16 protein-coding genes and 1 riboswitch are annotated in these 15,807 nt (G+C 40.6%); of the genes, 13 read left to right on the top strand and 3 right to left on the bottom strand.

Annotated elements, in window-relative coordinates; genetic code table 11:
- Positions 1-40 precede the first annotated feature (40 nt).
- Positions 41-206, bottom strand: a riboswitch (M-box (ykoK) riboswitch).
- Positions 207-483: 277 nt separating this feature from the next.
- The 7 genes from scfA (at position 484) to BLS16_RS23505 (ending at position 7,264) form a co-directional block, all read left to right on the top strand.
- Positions 484-624: a six-cysteine ranthipeptide SCIFF gene (gene scfA, locus BLS16_RS07320; RefSeq protein WP_014905314.1), complete on the top strand. Its 141-nt coding sequence runs from the start codon at positions 484-486 to the stop codon at positions 622-624.
- 100 nt (positions 625-724) lie between these two features.
- Positions 725-2,200, top strand: coding sequence for a thioether cross-link-forming SCIFF peptide maturase (gene scfB, locus BLS16_RS07325; protein WP_092331750.1), 1,476 nt, complete (start codon positions 725-727; stop codon positions 2,198-2,200).
- 115 nt (positions 2,201-2,315) lie between these two features.
- Complete coding sequence (locus BLS16_RS07330; protein ID WP_092331753.1) at positions 2,316-2,981, top strand: tetratricopeptide repeat protein; 666 nt, start codon at positions 2,316-2,318, stop codon at positions 2,979-2,981.
- 14 nt (positions 2,982-2,995) lie between these two features.
- Positions 2,996-3,805: an MBL fold metallo-hydrolase gene (locus BLS16_RS07335; protein ID WP_092331755.1), complete on the top strand. Its 810-nt coding sequence runs from the start codon at positions 2,996-2,998 to the stop codon at positions 3,803-3,805.
- Positions 3,806-3,826: 21 nt separating this feature from the next.
- Positions 3,827-4,975 carry a S1C family serine protease gene (locus BLS16_RS07340; RefSeq protein ID WP_092331758.1) on the top strand — a complete coding sequence of 383 codons (1,149 nt, stop codon included), beginning with the start codon at positions 3,827-3,829 and terminating at the stop codon, positions 4,973-4,975.
- A 319-nt stretch (positions 4,976-5,294) separates the two neighbouring features.
- Positions 5,295-6,986 carry a glutamine--tRNA ligase/YqeY domain fusion protein gene (locus tag BLS16_RS07345; protein ID WP_207649737.1) on the top strand — a complete coding sequence of 564 codons (1,692 nt, stop codon included), beginning with the start codon at positions 5,295-5,297 and terminating at the stop codon, positions 6,984-6,986.
- Positions 6,987-7,102: 116 nt separating this feature from the next.
- Positions 7,103-7,264, top strand: coding sequence for a hypothetical protein (locus tag BLS16_RS23505; protein ID WP_165574424.1), 162 nt, complete (start codon positions 7,103-7,105; stop codon positions 7,262-7,264).
- Between the two features lie 107 nt (positions 7,265-7,371).
- Here the strand turns inward: BLS16_RS23505 and BLS16_RS07350 are convergent, their stop codons facing one another.
- The gene (locus tag BLS16_RS07350; RefSeq protein WP_092331763.1) at positions 7,372-8,460 is read right to left on the bottom strand and encodes a putative NPN-dependent ornithine cyclodeaminase; all 1,089 of its coding nucleotides are present in this window, start codon (positions 8,458-8,460) and stop codon (positions 7,372-7,374) included.
- 300 nt (positions 8,461-8,760) lie between these two features.
- Here BLS16_RS07350 and BLS16_RS07355 point away from each other — a divergent pair, with 300 nt between their 5' ends.
- Complete coding sequence (locus tag BLS16_RS07355) at positions 8,761-9,471, top strand: C40 family peptidase (RefSeq protein WP_092331766.1); 711 nt, start codon at positions 8,761-8,763, stop codon at positions 9,469-9,471.
- 152 nt (positions 9,472-9,623) lie between these two features.
- Here the strand turns inward: BLS16_RS07355 and ybaK are convergent, their stop codons facing one another.
- A complete protein-coding gene (gene ybaK, locus BLS16_RS07360) occupies positions 9,624-10,103 on the bottom strand; it encodes a Cys-tRNA(Pro) deacylase (RefSeq protein WP_092331768.1) in 480 nt (159 codons plus the stop codon).
- A 312-nt stretch (positions 10,104-10,415) separates the two neighbouring features.
- On the opposite strand from ybaK, the gene BLS16_RS07365 reads away from it, so the two are divergent.
- Complete coding sequence (locus BLS16_RS07365; protein ID WP_092331771.1) at positions 10,416-11,555, top strand: MGDG synthase family glycosyltransferase; 1,140 nt, start codon at positions 10,416-10,418, stop codon at positions 11,553-11,555.
- Positions 11,556-11,610: 55 nt separating this feature from the next.
- Here the strand turns inward: BLS16_RS07365 and BLS16_RS07370 are convergent, their stop codons facing one another.
- Positions 11,611-12,486 carry a radical SAM protein gene (locus BLS16_RS07370; RefSeq protein WP_092331773.1) on the bottom strand — a complete coding sequence of 292 codons (876 nt, stop codon included), beginning with the start codon at positions 12,484-12,486 and terminating at the stop codon, positions 11,611-11,613.
- 349 nt (positions 12,487-12,835) lie between these two features.
- Between BLS16_RS07370 and BLS16_RS07375 the strand changes: the two genes are divergently transcribed.
- The 4 genes from BLS16_RS07375 to BLS16_RS07390 are packed head-to-tail and all read left to right on the top strand — an operon-like array spanning position 12,836 to position 15,532.
- On the top strand, positions 12,836-13,405 hold the full coding sequence (locus tag BLS16_RS07375; protein ID WP_092331775.1) for a DUF1836 domain-containing protein: 570 nt from the start codon (positions 12,836-12,838) through the stop codon (positions 13,403-13,405).
- Between the two features lie 38 nt (positions 13,406-13,443).
- A complete protein-coding gene (locus BLS16_RS07380) occupies positions 13,444-13,929 on the top strand; it encodes an NfeD family protein (protein WP_092331778.1) in 486 nt (161 codons plus the stop codon).
- A 32-nt stretch (positions 13,930-13,961) separates the two neighbouring features.
- Positions 13,962-14,960, top strand: coding sequence for a flotillin-like protein FloA (floA, locus tag BLS16_RS07385; RefSeq protein WP_092331780.1), 999 nt, complete (start codon positions 13,962-13,964; stop codon positions 14,958-14,960).
- Positions 14,961-14,968: 8 nt separating this feature from the next.
- Complete coding sequence (locus BLS16_RS07390) at positions 14,969-15,532, top strand: hypothetical protein (protein WP_092331782.1); 564 nt, start codon at positions 14,969-14,971, stop codon at positions 15,530-15,532.
- The last annotated feature ends 275 nt before the right edge of the window (positions 15,533-15,807 follow it).

Below are 15,807 nucleotides of genomic sequence, written 5' to 3' on the forward strand. Positions count from 1 at the left end.
AGACCTCTATGCCAAAATAGAAGGTCTGCAAACACAAGTTCGACCTCCCTACTCGTTGAGCTTTAGCACTGCATAGCGTAGAGGGATCTCAGCCACCTTAAGTAAAACCTTATGTCGGTAGTACCTGTTCTACCCAATTGGCGTCTCTCGACATTTCTGGGCAGTGGCGTATGTCTATGCAGGAGCCTCACCTAACAGAGAATATAAATTTTCCCGGTGACACCTCATTATATGTACAATCTAGCAAATTCGTCAACATCCTTCGGGAATAATTAGGATTATCCTTAAAGATTATTTTTTGAATACCTGTATAAGGGTTTCAGATTAAATTTTAAAAAGATTACAACACAAAATATTGAAGAAAAAACCTTAAGAAGGCCCCTTTATAAAGTTTTAGTCTTTGCCATTCCTCTTATTTTTGTGTTATAATTTAAAAATGAATCAAATTAAATGACGTGATAGACTCGAGAGGAGGGTGTTTGAATGGCAAAACACATTCAGACCATTGTGAAAGCAAACTTAAGTTCTACTGTGAAAACCGGAGGATGTGGCAAGTGCCAGACCTCTTGTCAATCTGCTTGTAAGACGTCGTGCACTGTTGGAAACCAAGTGTGTGTTAAATAAGGCTTATAGGCTTAATTGCAACATAGGATATCAGAACCCACCCGCATACCGGGTTGGGTTCTGTTTCTGTTCATAAGGGTTATGGAAGAGAGGATTATTAATGCTTGATTTATTGTCAAACAACGAATATTCGGTTAAAAAAAATGTGCATAGTTATCGTCAAGGAGATTTATTCATCGCTCACGACGTCAATTCCGGATCCCTGCACATTCTTGATGAAGACACGTATGAGGTACTGAAAGCTGTCGAGGAGTTGCAGGAGGCCTCGAAACAAGTCAATGAAGAAGGGATTAGACAGCTTCTTTGGCAATCCGGCAATCAACTAACTGTAGAAGAACTTTCTGAAATAGTTGGAGAACTGGGAGAACTACGCCAGCAAGGTACACTGTTTTCCAGAGAAGCAGATCAGGTGCTTCCGACGTACCCGGAAAAGCCGATTGTTAAAGCCATTTGTCTTCACGTGGCTCATGACTGCAATCTGCGCTGCAAATACTGTTTTGCAGAAACAGGTGCTTTTGGTGGAAGCAGAAGCATGATGGATTTGGAGACAGGCAAGAAGGGGATCGACTTTGTTTTAGATTTGTCTGGACATAGAAATCATTGTGAAGTGGATTTCTTCGGTGGTGAACCCTTGCTTAATTTCGGTTTAATTAGATCTCTGGTTGAATATGGGAGAAAGGCTGCAGCGGATCGGGATAAAACCATAAAATTCACGTTAACAACCAACGGGATATTATTAAATGATAAAATCCAGGAGTATCTCGAACAAGAGGACATCAGCGTTGTGTTAAGTTTAGACGGTCGCCCTGAAGTGCATGACCGAATGAGACCCTTTTCCGATGGCCGGGGAAGTTACGCTAAAGTCACCCCTCTAATCAAACAGTTTGCTGCGAAACGACCGGAAAGTTCACCTTACGCCTTAGGAACCTATTACTACGTTCGAGGGACCTACACTCATTTCAACCCGGATTTTGATCAAGATGTCTTACACATGGCGGATTTAGGGATTAATCAAATCTCTGTTGAACCTGTCGTAGCCAGTCCGGAAGCACCCTACGCTTTCCAAGAAGGAGATCTTGAAAAAATATGTGAAGCCTATGATCGGCTGGGAGAGGAATATTTAAGCCGTCGTGGTCAAGATAAAGAGTTTAACTTTTTCCACTTTAATGTTGCCTTGGACCAGGGGCCTTGCATGATTAAACGGCTTTCGGGATGTGGCGCCGGGCATGAATATGTGGCAATTTCTCCAGAGGGCGATCTTTATCCTTGTCACCAGTTTGTTGGACAAGAGGACTATAAACTGGGATCCCTTTACGCTGAAAATCCGAATCAGCTCAAGGAAGAGATAGTTAAGTCTTTTCGCTCCGCGCACATATATAAGAAGCCTCTTTGTCGTGAATGTTGGGCCCGCTTTGCTTGCAGCGGGGGATGTCACGCTGCTAACGTCTCCTTTACTAAAAGTCTAACAGATGTTTATACTTTAGGATGCGAGCTTCAGAAGAAGCGTCTGGAGGTAGCATTATACTTAAAGATCAAAGAAATCCAACACAATCACAATCCCTTATCTCTTGTGTAGAATAGTCACTGCTAAGTTAAAGAGAGTGGGATAACCCTTAAGATTAGAGGTTGGATGGTTTAAAGAGACATGGTACAATGGTAACTGGGATTTAATGGTCAATGGAGGGATAAGTTTGAATAAAAGATCACAACGAATTTTTGCAGGTATTCTAGCAGTTTTAGTAAGTCTTGCGATGGTTGGGTCAGCATTTATTGGATATTTCTTCGACCAGACCCCCTCGGCTAATCCGGCGAACAATGCTACCGCCAATTTAGAGGCTAAATACCAATCTCAGAAGGCGAGTATAGCTGCAATGGTTGAGCAGGAAAAAAGCACCCCGGAGAATATTCCTTTACTGACAGCTCTCGGTAATGAATATTATAATGCCGGTATGACAGCTCAAATGGTTGCGCCCACTGAAGTTCAGGAAAATTTCAAAAAGGCTGTTGAGGTTTACCAAAAGGTTTTGCAAACAAATAAAGATCCTAATATTATCGTGGATATGGCCACATCTGCCTTTTACAGCGGGGATTATGAACTAGCCGAAAAGAGTTATAATGAGGCATTGACAATCAAGCCGGATTTTATGACAGCAATGATCAACTATGGCATTTTCCTTTCTCAAGCAAAGCAGGATTGGACGGGAGCTATTAATTATTGGCAAAAGGCCTTGCCCCTGGCTCAAAACAGTACCGACAAAGAACAAATCGAGGCAATGATTAGTCAGGCCCAAAGCCAACTCGGCACTAATCAAACGAACGACGGGTTGTCTAATCCCAACTTAAAAAATGGTGAGTAACGGAGGAACTAAAATTGCACTTTACAACTTTGGCAAGCGGAAGTTCCGGAAACGCAATTCTTATTGGAGAGGATAACCGACATTTGCTTGTGGATTGTGGAATTAGTGGCAAGAGTCTGTTACATAACCTGTCTCAAATAAATCTTTCTTGTTCAGGCATCGAAGGAATTGTGGTTACCCATGAACATGTCGATCATATTAGGGGAGTAGGAATTCTTGCCAGGAAACTAAAAATTCCCATCTATGCTACAACCGGACTTTGGAAGGTAATGAGTCATTCCTTGGGAAAGCTTGCCGAAGATCAACGTGTTGAAGTGGAAGAATCTTTTTCCTGCGCCGGTTTGGACATCCTGCTCTACCCGACATCCCACGATAGCCGGGAAAGCTATGGGCTCAAAATCTCTCGCCCCAAGGAAAAGGATAAGAAGGATTTGGCTGTCGGGATTGCTACTGATAGTGGCATAATTACTGAGGAAATGCATCGGCATTTGAAGGGGTGCGATGCCCTTATCGTTGAGGCGAATTATGATGATCAACGGTTGCAATATGGGCCGTATCCAGCCTATCTGAAGAAGCGAATACGAGGAAAGTTTGGTCATTTAGATAATAAACAGGTAGCTGAAGGACTTTTAGAGTGGATACAGGAAAACACCCAAAGGGTTATTTTGGCTCATCTGAGTCAAGAAAATAACACCCCGGAAATTGCCCTATCCACGGTGCTGGGCATTCTTCGCGACTCGAAGGGGTCTAAGAATCTCTCAAATGTCCCTGTCCATGTGGCCCCCAGGCATTCGCCGCATGAATTGATGATGTTAATGGAATAATAGCACTAGGAGGTTAAAGTTATGGACTACTATAAGGATAATAATTATTCTCGGAGAGGTCCTGGCTTTTTTTCGACAGTTATTGTTGCTTTAGTCAGTGCCTTGTTAGGCGGAATCATTGCCGTAACCTTAGTTCCAACGGTATACGGAAATAAACAAGTAACCCCCTCAAGCCAAGTTGTTTTAAATGCAGGTCCAACCACCCCCTCTGTTCCAACTGAAGGGACTGCAAATTTTCCTGTAACTCAGATTGCTAAAGCTACCGGTCCGGCTGTGGTCGGGATTGCTAATTTCCAATCTCGGGGTTCCTTATTTGGAGGGGGCGGATCGACGGAAGTAGGAAGTGGCTCCGGGTTTATCATTGATGCACAAAATGGATATATCGTCACCAATAATCATGTCATTTCTGGCGCAGAAAAGATTATTGTTAGTTTGGCGGATGGCAGAAATATTAATGCCAGACTTGTTGGCGGTGATGAGCGGACTGACTTAGCCGTAGTACAAGTACCGGATACGAAGGACTTAGTTGCTACACAACTGGGTGATTCTTCCAAGCTGCAAGTCGGAGAACCGGTAGTAGCTATTGGGAATCCCGGCGGACAGGAATTTGCTCGCTCAGTAACAACAGGAGTTGTATCGGCAACAAATCGGATTTTAAATATTCCCGGAGAAGCCAGTTTTAACCTTATCCAAACAGATGCTGCTATTAACCCCGGAAATAGCGGGGGTCCCCTTGTTAATTACCAAGGTCAGGTGATTGGGATAAATTCTGCAAAGAATCAGGAACAAGGATTTGAAGGTATGGGCTTTGCAATCCCTATTACAGATGCACTGCCGACAATTAAGCAGCTGATTGAAAAGGGATATGCCAGTCATCCGGGGCTAAATGTCCAAATTGATCCCAGATATACGGCTGAATATGCCACTCAGCGAGGATGGCCTGAAGGAGCGTATGTCTCCAAAGTTACACCCGGGGGACCGGCTGAGAAAGCAGGAATTCGAGCTGGGGACGTTTTAACGAAGATTAATGGAATCGCTATTAAGAGCTCATTGGAATTAACCCATCAGTTGTTAAAGAATAAACCTGGTGATACGGTTACCGTCACAGTATACCGGGATAACAAAAATGTCGATGTTTCAGTTACTTTAGTGGAAATCAAATCCCAATAGTTAATATGAGGAACCGAGACTTGTATTGGTATATATTCCGTAAAATATATCCTTTACCAACGAACTGAGCCGAACCTGCGTAGGTATCAGTTCAAAGGGGATGCAACAAAGCTTTAAGTTTGTTACATCCCCTCTTTTATCTGTGTAATTTCGTTTAGATGACCAAAGATGGATTATTAAAATTGATAAATGGGACTGAAATCATTCCGAAATTGTCTATGCTATAAATAGACAAAATATTAAACCTCTTCGGGAAGTATTTATAGGCTAAAGTTGAACTCTCGGGTCTAATGCAGTATTATTTAGGGCAAAGGAAAAAATGGCAGATAGGATGAAGAATAGAAAGGTGATATCGATGGAACATAAAGCCTCCTCGAACTTTATTAAGAATATTATTAACGAGGATTTGAAATCGGGTAAAGTTGATCACATTATTACTCGATTCCCACCGGAGCCTAATGGTTATTTACATATTGGTCATGCCAAATCCATTATTTTAAATTTTGAATTAGCGGATGAATTCAAGGGTAAAACCCATCTGCGCTTTGATGATACTAATCCTGTCAAAGAGGATACAGAATATGTAGAATCTATCAAAGAAGATGTAACGTGGCTGGGATATAAATGGGACGAATTATTCTTTGCCTCAGATTATTTTGAAGAAATGTATAACCGAGCTGTCCTGTTAATTAAGAAAGGTAAGGCTTATGTTTGCGATTCTACAGCCGAGGAAATTCGTAAAATGCGCGGATCCCTTATAGAGGTCGGACAAAAGAGCCCCTATAGAGATCGCTCAGTTGAAGAAAACCTGGAATTATTTGAGCGAATGCGTCAAGGGGAATTCGAAGACGGACAAAAGGTTCTCCGTGCTAAGATAGATATGGATTCTCCCAATATTAATATGAGGGATCCGGTTCTTTACAGGATTGCTCATGCAACCCATCATAATACAGGAGATAAGTGGTGTATCTACCCCATGTATGACTTTGCCCATCCGTTAGAGGATGCTATCGAAGGAATCACACACTCGATTTGTACCTTGGAATTTGAGGATCATCGTCCCCTGTATGACTGGGTCATACGAGAGTGTGAAATGGAACAGGTACCACATCAATACGAATTTGCCCGGTTAAACATTACTAATACAGTTATGAGTAAGCGTAAACTCAAACAATTAGTTGATGAGCACGTTGTTGACGGGTGGGATGACCCGCGCATGCCGACAATCTCAGGACTTCGTCGAAAAGGTTATACTCCAGAAGCTATTCGTAGTTTTGCTCGGGAAATAGGTGTTGCTAAAGCGGATAGTGTAGTAGATAGTAAAATGCTCGAATTTTTTATTCGAGAGGATTTAAAGCTTAAAGCACCCAGAACAATGGGTGTATTAGAGCCGCTCAAAGTTGTTATTACAAATTACCCTGCAGATCAAGTTGAAATGTTAGAGGCTGAGATTAATTCTGAAAACCCGGAAATGGGTACTCGTCAAATTCCTTTTTCGCGAGAAATATATATAGAACAAGATGATTTTATGGAGAATCCTCCGGCAAAATATTTCAGGCTATTTCCGGGAAATGAAGTCCGCTTAAAAAACGCCTATTTTATAAAATGCAATGACATAGTAAAAGATGAAGCGGGTAAAGTTATCGAATTACATTGCACCTACGACCCGGAAACCAAGAGTGGAACTGGCTTTACAGGAAGGAAGGTAAAGGGGACTATTCATTGGGTGGAAGCCTCTCAGGCAGTCTCGGCAGAGTTTAGACAGTACGAACCTTTGATTCTGGATCAGGAAGAGGATGATGATACTTCCTTTTTGGAGCATATTAATCCTAACTCCTTAGAGATCGTCCAGGGCTTTGTCGAGGCGAATATTAAAGATTCAAAGCCCCAGGATAAATTTCAGTTTTTTAGGCATGGCTACTTTAATGTTGATCCCTTGTCATTGAAACAAGGCAAGCTTATATTTAATAGAATTGTGTCATTGAAGAGTTCATTTCAATTAAATAAATAAATAAAGATAAATAAAAAACATTCAAAAAAGAACTCTCAAAATAACTTGGAGAGTTCTTTTTTGAATGTTTTTTAGCTTTTTGAGAATAATAATAAAAATTTTAGGAGGGTTTATAAATGGAAAGTAAAGAAATTCAAGGGAGTGAACTCACTCAAGGTGAAGCAGCGGTTAATGGAACTATTAGCAGTGAAGTAGTATCAAATAATTTGGATGACTCTATCGGTCTTAGTCAGCAGAAACTAAGAAATGCACAGGTTGAAGAGCTTACGTTCTCATAATTAGAAATGAATGTAGATTTATACCAAAAAAGAGTAGAGGCAGTTATTTGTGCCTCTACTCTTTTTTGGAGAGGTGACTCTGGGTGACAAGAGTTCAACAAATATAATCATTTTACCAAATTGTTTTTTAGGTGAACCAAGAAGTCTTGTACATTAGTTACCATAGTAGTGACCTCTAAAGATCCGCGATCTCTGAGTTTATTGACGGCAAACTCGGCGATATCAATACAGTATATGAAGACGGGGCGGATCTCTCCATTATGTTGTATGTAAGCCGGCGTCATATTTCCTGCTGCAATAGTGTGAAGCTGAGTGGCTAGACAAATGAGAGTCGTAGCTTTACGAGTATGCTTGCGCATTTCATCTTGGGCATTATATACATCAGCTATTACGGAAGGCAGTGGACCGTCGTCACGAATTGAACCTGCAAGAACCAAGGGGATGTTATTAGTGATAGCAGAATAAACAATACCCTCATTTATATGTTTCTTTTCTATGAGACCTTGAAGGGAGCCCGCATCTCGAGCCATATTAATTAAATCTAAATGGTGATAATGGGCATTGGGGGGAGACTGTTGATTATAGGTGTTTTGCCCCAACGCCGTACCAAAAATTGCTGCTTCCAGGTCATGGGTTGCCATAGCATTACCCGCTAGAATAGCATGAGCAAAGCCATTTGATATAAGGCTGGAAAGAGCGGTTCTAGAATCATAGTCAAAGACAACTGCCGGACCTAAGACCCAAACAATGTACCCATTATCCCTCTCATATTTTAATAGCTCATAAAGTTCATCGTAGTCCTTTGAAAAAGCGGTTTCCCTAGAACGGCCGGAACGAAAAGAAAATAACTCCGAATGGGCATCAGTTGAACTAAACCCTGATGCATAAACAAAAACACCCTCACTTCCATCTTCGGTTCTTCCGGTTATTACTTTATCCCCAATGTTTAAATTTCTAAACTCAACCACTTGAACCCTTCCATCTGTCCTTAGGACAGGAACCCCATCCATTCGGCTTTCACTCGCTAAAATCCATTCCCCATTTATTTTAAAATACTCCGGATATATCGAGAGAGCATGATAGTTTTCCGGAGCCGACCCTGCATTTTTTACTTCGACTATTTGAGCATTTGGAGCAGATACGAAAGGTTCTTGATCAAAACTGGGGTGTTTATAGTTTGGTAGTTGGTAACTCATCCGGTATCCTCCTTAAATGTTTGAGTTATTTTGCCCCAAAAAAATAAACTAACATTCCCTTTTCAAAATTTTATTAAGAGATTAGCTAAAAGGTCGAAACCCAAACAATGGTTTTGACCTTTTAGACGTAGATAGGGATCATTTCTTATAAAATTAATTTAACCCAAGCAATGTAAAAAATTTTCAATTGTGGCAGATTTTTAGGATGAAATCTTATCCTATGGATTCCGATATTAAAGTAAGTGGATTTTTCACTAACAAATGTCCCCAAAAATTAACAAAGTAATAGGGAGGAAGAGAATGAAAAAGAAAATTATCCTTGTGTTCTTTTTAATTTGTTTCATGTTTTCTTTGCCAACAACTGCTATGGCAACGCTTGGGGATGTTTTACTCAAAGTAGGTTCTAAAGGACCCGATGTTGTGGAGTTGCAGACAAAACTAAATTATGTTGGCTACAATGTTGGTAAGGCGGATGGTGTTTTCGGGAGCTTGACCAAACAAGGCGTAATTAACTTTCAAAAAGCGAACAAGCTAACTGTTGACGGAATTGTTGGTCCGATAACAGCAAAAACCTTAAACAATGTTTATTTCAAAAAACAACAGACCCAAACTCAGACTTCTCCGACTCAGACTCCCACACAGAGCAAGGTCGATAGTATACTAAGTACAGCAAAACAGTATATAGGAGTTAAGTATCAATGGGGGGGGACTTCCCCTTCAACGGGTTTTGACTGCTCCGGATTTGTGTATTATGTTTTTAAACAAAATGGAATTACTTTGCCTCGGATATCCCGGGATCAATATACTGTGGGAACCTATGTGTCCTTTGAGAATCTACGGCCGGGTGATTTAGTATTCTTCTCGTTTGCGGGAAATGGGGTTGTAGATCATGACGGAATTTATATCGGTGGCGGACAATTCATTAATTCTTCCTCTTCAAAGGGAGTTACAATTTATAGTATTGGGCCATACTGGAAATCAGTTTATGTTGGAGCCCGGCGAGTGATTTAGAAAGCGGTAGATTAGGACTAAATAATTTCACTAATCTTAGATTCTATGTATTAGTGTGATAAACTAAATAGCCAGGTAAAATGACACAAATCCTACAGGAAATATACCCAGTAGGATTTGTTGTCTTATGGCTATAAAAATATGTAAATTTATTATAGCTTTGTTGAGATCGGGCCTAAATGTGCCTTGGTTATTGAAATTAGATCATGGGGATTAAGATAAAGCTGGAATCCTCGCAATCCTGCACTTACAGCCACTTTTTCTTGATTTGTCATAGAAGAATCAATGAAAACAGGATAGCTCTTCTTCATTCCTATAGGGGAAACGCCTCCACGTATATAACCAGTCAAAGGCAATACCTCCTTTAGAGAGACAATCTCAACTTTCTTATTCCCGCTCAGTGCGGCTAACCCTTTGAGATAGAGTTCATGATCACCTTGGATACAAGCAACGATGACACCAGTTTTATCACCACGGGCAACTAAAGTCTTATAGACTTGCTCAATGCTTAGCCCGACCTTATTAGCAACAGTAACGGCTGACAAATCTGATTCATCGACCACGTATTCCTTTAGCTCATAGGGTATTCTGTTCTTGTCTAAAATTCGGGCTGCATTTGTTTTATGGGACATAATTCACGCTCCTTTTATTAAAGCAGAAGAAATTTCCTTTCGGAAGTCTGACTAAGATAATCTATCTTCGCCAAGCTTCTTTTCTTTTACGAAGGATGTCCCTATAATATAACTTATAGCCTTGGGAATTTGTCAAGATTTTTTTACCCTAGACTTGACTTAAATTCTGGGAGTTCCCATTCTACGTATTAGGTTGTAGATATCTCCGAACTCCTTGCTTTTTAGTGGTTTATTTTGGCTTGGCTGTACAAGTTCACTAAGTCGTGATATCGTCATGTTAATAGCTCTTATAAAGAGGGAGGTAGTAAACTTTTGAAACAATTAAAGGTTCTTGTATTCTCCGCATCATTCGGAAACGGACATTTGCGGGCAGCGGAAGCTGTTATTGAAGGGATACGTATTCAGGAACCTTCCGCAACAATTGCTCACCTCGATTTTGGTGATTTTCTAAGTAAACCCATTAATTCAATGATCAAGAGTGTCTATGGTGAAATTATCAATCATATCCCGAAACTTTGGGGACGGTTTTATTACAAAACCTCTATGGTTCAGCCCCGCTCAATAAGTCAACAGTTTTTAAATAAATTAGGACGAAACGATTTCCTGAAGTATATTAAGACCTTTAAACCTGACTTTATCGTGTGTACTTATCCAACAGTTTCATCCGTATTAGCCCAATTACGATATGAAAAGATTCTACAGATTCCTGTAGTTACGATAATTACTGACTATACAGTTCACAGTCATTGGGTTCATCCCGGTGTTGATCGATACATCGTTGCCTGTGGAGAAGTTAAGAATAGTTTACAAGCCTGGGGGATAAAGGCAGAGAGTATTCATGTTACCGGGATACCAGTAAGTCCGAAATTTGAAGAAACTGTAAACCGAGAGTTAATACTTTCTAAGTTAGGTTTAAAGTCGGGGATACCTACCTTTTTAGTAATGGGAGGATCCTATGGAATTTTAAAGAGTGCAAATAGAATTTGCCAGAAACTCGTTGATTCTAAAGTTCCCGTTCAAGCTATAATTGTGTGTGGGAAAAATGAAAAACTATATGAATCCTTGAAAGAGCTTAGCGCTCAAGGGTGTAACCCTCTAGTGAGGTTGAAATATGTCCATAATGTTGAAGAATTAATGGCGGTCTCTGATCTGATAATTACTAAAGCCGGTGGACTAACGGTTTCGGAAGCGCTAACTAAGCGCTTACCACTTCTTATATTTAAGCCGATACCCGGACAAGAAGAAGAAAATGCACACTTTGTTCAGAAGATAGGAGCGGGAATCGTTGCTCAGACTGAAGAGGAAGTAAGTCAGTTGATAAATTATTTCCTGACCTATCCTGAAGAAGTTCAGAAAATGAGAGAAAAGACAGCTACTGCCTTACCTGGTCATTCTACAAAATGTGCGGTTGGAGAGATGCTTAGGTTGGTTAAAAAGGAAATGTTAGCGTAACTCTATTAAAAAAAAGAAGCAAAATTGAGTATATCAATTTATGCTTCTTTTTATTTTAAAACCCTCTCCAGTATTCGGGACGAAGGCTCTCTATTGTATGATTATTAATGGTACTATCTAAAGTCCGTAATAATTCATCCCTGTCATCAGGAAGCGTAGCTCGAAGCGACAGATAGTTCGAGGCGTGATTACTCCGAAAGATACAGTTTGATACTTTTAGATTCCCAAGCATAGTTCTAAGTTCTTTTAAAGATTCAAAGGGACTGAGAACTTGGAAGGAGCCATCTTTTATAGCCTTCGCAAGAGGTGCATCTTCTTCTAACATTAACGTAAGAGCACCTAAATATTCAGGGTCTATTTGGCTGATAACATGTGCGGTATCAATGGCGTGTTCATGGGAAAGGGCCTTTCCTCCCAGACCGGTAATAACTGTGCAGGATAGTGTTAAACCGCTTGCTCTAACCCTTTGTCCCGCAGCAATCATTTGGTCAGTGGTGACCCCCTTACAAACAGACCTTAGAATACTTTCATTCCCGCTTTCTACGCCTAAATAGACGATATTAAGGCCATGGGCCTTTAGGGCAGCTAATTCTTCTGAGCTCTTGGCAAGAATGTCTTTAGGGCCGCCATAAATTCCAACTCGCTTTAAATGAGGAAATTTTTGATAGAGTTCATCAAGAATTTCAGTCAGCAGGTCAGTATTAATGGCAATTGCATCTCCATCTGCCAAAAAAACTCGTTCTGCATCTGGTTCCTGAGCCTGGGCAACGCTAAGAATATCTTTGATTTCAGCTCGTGATTTAATCCGAAAAGATTTGTCCTTATACATTGTGCAAAAAGTGCAGGCGTTATGTTTACACCCAACAGAGATCTGTAAAATAACGCTTTTCGCCTCACTTGGAGGACGAAAAATTTTACCTTCATAGAACATATAATCCACCATCTCCCAATTATATTATTGTCTCTTTGTTCTACAATGATGTAGGAATTCCCTGCACTTAATTCCAAATTATGTTTTATTAATTCCGAGATGACCAAGTTTTCAAGTGGGGCCCTTATTCTATATTTAATGAGAAATGCTAGCCTCATTCGATATTATAAATGTCAAAGCACTGAGGCGGAGATGAGTTGTAGTAATATAGGAGGGTGCGAAAACTTCTCGATGAGGAAACGATAATAACATATAAAGATTAAAATAACATTGACAAGTGATCAAAATGATCATATAATAATATCAATAAGACGTTGGAGCATTAAAAAGAACATAAGTAGGTGAGATAATGAATGTAAAGCATTTGCAAGCAATTCGAAATGTGTTGAATGATTTAGAACCGAAACAAAAGGCTCTGCCCTATTTAGAATTAGATTCAATGATGTTGGCGCAAGTTGTTGAAGTGGCTAAGCGAGTTAGCCAAAATGATATTAATCCTACCCATGTACAAAATTGGGTTAGACGCAAGTATCTTCCTAATCCCTTGAAAAGAAAGTATAGCCGGGAACAGGTTGCGAACATTCTGCTCATTAATGATTTGCGAGATATTCTATCCCTTGAAGAGGTCTCTCAATTACTTGGTTATGTTAATCAAAGCCTTTTAGATACCTCGGATGACAGAATAAATCCTACTAAACTTTACCGGTATTACAGCGAAACTTTTGACTGTACCCAGATGGACTGGGAGAAATCCCTTCGAGAATTAGAGAAAGAAGTCCAGCAAACACTGGCCGAAGATGAAATGCCGGGGGAGGACCGAGAAAAGGTTGAGACAACGCTAGTTATTCTAAATCTATTGGCGAGAGCCAATTTATATAAACAAATTGCTAAGCGATGGTTGAATAGTTTAGAAACATAGAGGATATACGCTTAGCCAACAGAAAGGAGGAGAAGGGAGTGTCGCAGAGTATTGTTATTGCGCTGATTCTACTAGGAATCGCTTTGTTGGCAATTGAAATTTTTGTTATTCCAGGGTTTGGAGTCAGTGGTATTTTGGGGATAGCTGCTTTAATCTCGGGCATATTTTTAGTGACAGATTCTCTTTTAGAAGGGTTAATTTTCACTGCTGGGGCGCTGATCGTTTTGGGTATTATCATTTACCTAAGTTTTAAATCACCCAGGACACAGAAATTGTGGAAGAAGTTTTCTTTAAGCACTCGTCAAACATCAAAGGAAGGGTATGTTGCCCCAAAACCTCAGTATGAAATGTACCTGGGTCAAGTAGGGATAGCGCTAACTCAATTACGCCCAGCGGGAACAGGCGATTTTAATGGTGTTAAGTTAGACGTTGTCACGGAAGGGGGCTTTATAGGATTAGGAACAACTATTAAGATTATCGGAGTCGAGGGATCTCGAATCATTGTTCGGGAAGAAAAATTATAAGGAGGTGAAGCTCGACTGCGGTCGGGCAATGAATGAATCCATTATATATAACTCTGGCTATGTTTTTTCTGGGTTTTATTGTCTTAAGTGTTATTTTAACCTTCATCCCTGTTGGGCTCTGGATATCCGCATTGGCGGCAGGGGTTAATGTTGGAATTTTCAATTTGATTGGTATGCGGTTAAGAAGAGTAGTCCCGTCTAAAATTGTAAGTCCGATGATTAAAGGGCATAAAGCCGGCTTGACGGTTACTACAGATCAACTTGAAGCACACTACTTGGCAGGTGGTAATGTTGATAGAGTTGTAAACGCCTTAATTGCTGCGGAACGAGCAGCTATTCCGTTGCCCTTCGAACGTGCGGCAGCTATTGATTTAGCAGGACGGGATGTTCTGCAGGCTGTTCAAATGTCAGTTAATCCAAAAGTAATTGAGACCCCTGTTGTATCTGCGGTTGCTCAAAACGGAATTGAACTTAGAGTTAGGGCAAAAGTAACAGTAAGAGCTAATATCGATAGACTTGTCGGTGGTGCTGGTGAAGAAACAATTATTGCACGGGTTGGGGAAGGTATCGTAACCAGTATTGGTTCATCCGAATCCCATAAAGCCGTATTAGAAAGGCCGGAGCTGATTTCTCAAACAGTTTTGGCAAAGGGACTTGATGCGGGAACGGCTTTTGAAATCCTATCCATTGATATGGCGGATGTTGATGTAGGAAAGAATATTGGGGCACAACTCCAGATGGATCAGGCCGAAGCAGACAAACGTATTGCTCAGGCAAAAGCCGAGGAACGACGTGCTATGGCAGTTGCTAAAGAACAAGAAATGAGAGCATCAGTTGAAGAAATGCGGGCAAAGGTTGTCGAAGCAGAATCTGAAGTACCAAAAGCTATGGCCCAAGCTTTAAGAGACGGTAAACTAGGTGTTATGGACTATTACAATATGCAAAATATTATTTCGGATACCCAAATGAGAGGAACCATTGCTCAAGCGGGGAAATCTGACTCAGGCAATGATAGCACAACCAAGAAGTAGGTGAAATCATGTCGGTCTTCACTGTTGTAATTATCATTTGGGTAATTTTTCAACTAATTGGCTCACTTATCAAGAAGGGTAAGCAGCAAACCCCGAGAAATTTCTCTCATCCCCCTCAATTGCCGAAGAGTATAAGAGCGGTTCTGAAGGAACCAGCCAAGGGATCTTGGCAGGAACAGATGCAACAAGCATTTACTCAAAGCTCACGTCAATTAGAAGAAGAGCCGGTTCGGGCAGAATCCATAGAAGTAACTGAAGCAAGAAGTTTTATGGATGGATTTGTTCAAACTGAAGGGACACAAGGAGTTGAAGGGACACAAGGAGTTGAGGGTACACAAGGAGTTGAAGGAACCCAGGGGATTGAAGGAACAAGCAGCTACAAAGGAAATTATGAAGTAGAAACCTACCGTGATAGAGAGGAAAACCTCGAGGATAGGATGCCCGAGAAAGAGAGAATTGCAAAGGGTCTGACTTTTTCTCTTGAAGAAAAGAACCTCATACGGGGAATTGTTTGGGCGGAAGTTCTGGGAAAACCAAGAGCATTGCAGCCATTTAAGGTATCTCGTCCATAAAAAGAGGGCAATCGAACAAATAGTCATGGGTTATTAAACACCTATGGCTATTTGCTTTTTTAATACAGTCAGAAAGTATAAACTTGCGTTATATACTGCAAGAAGATTTAATTCGTGCGAAGACAGTGTCTTCGTCCAAGCATAAGTGCAACTAAGCTACCGCCTGCGCCGGAGGCTTGGCGCTAGTCAAGTTTTCTAATGCTCATAGTAACCGCCTAGAATCTGAATAAAATATTATTATTGGCATTTATAGGTTATAGCTGGATAATTTCTTC

This window comes from Desulfosporosinus hippei DSM 8344, from assembly GCF_900100785.1.
In the GTDB taxonomy this organism is placed as follows: Bacteria; Bacillota; Desulfitobacteriia; order Desulfitobacteriales; family Desulfitobacteriaceae; genus Desulfosporosinus; species Desulfosporosinus hippei.

Coding starts and splice junctions, on each gene's coding strand:
- BLS16_RS23505 (WP_165574424.1), top strand. CDS start 7,103: ATGGAAAGTAAAGAAATTCAAGGGAGTGAACTCACTCAAGGTGAAGCA.
- BLS16_RS07350 (WP_092331763.1), bottom strand. CDS start 8,460: ATGAGTTACCAACTACCAAACTATAAACACCCCAGTTTTGATCAAGAA.
- BLS16_RS07370 (WP_092331773.1), bottom strand. CDS start 12,486: ATGTTCTATGAAGGTAAAATTTTTCGTCCTCCAAGTGAGGCGAAAAGC.
- floA (WP_092331780.1), top strand. CDS start 13,962: ATGAATCCATTATATATAACTCTGGCTATGTTTTTTCTGGGTTTTATT.
- BLS16_RS07345 (WP_207649737.1), top strand. CDS start 5,295: ATGGCAGATAGGATGAAGAATAGAAAGGTGATATCGATGGAACATAAA.
- scfA (WP_014905314.1), top strand. CDS start 484: ATGGCAAAACACATTCAGACCATTGTGAAAGCAAACTTAAGTTCTACT.
- BLS16_RS07390 (WP_092331782.1), top strand. CDS start 14,969: ATGTCGGTCTTCACTGTTGTAATTATCATTTGGGTAATTTTTCAACTA.
- scfB (WP_092331750.1), top strand. CDS start 725: ATGCTTGATTTATTGTCAAACAACGAATATTCGGTTAAAAAAAATGTG.
- BLS16_RS07375 (WP_092331775.1), top strand. CDS start 12,836: ATGAATGTAAAGCATTTGCAAGCAATTCGAAATGTGTTGAATGATTTA.
- BLS16_RS07340 (WP_092331758.1), top strand. CDS start 3,827: ATGGACTACTATAAGGATAATAATTATTCTCGGAGAGGTCCTGGCTTT.
- ybaK (WP_092331768.1), bottom strand. CDS start 10,103: ATGTCCCATAAAACAAATGCAGCCCGAATTTTAGACAAGAACAGAATA.
- BLS16_RS07355 (WP_092331766.1), top strand. CDS start 8,761: ATGAAAAAGAAAATTATCCTTGTGTTCTTTTTAATTTGTTTCATGTTT.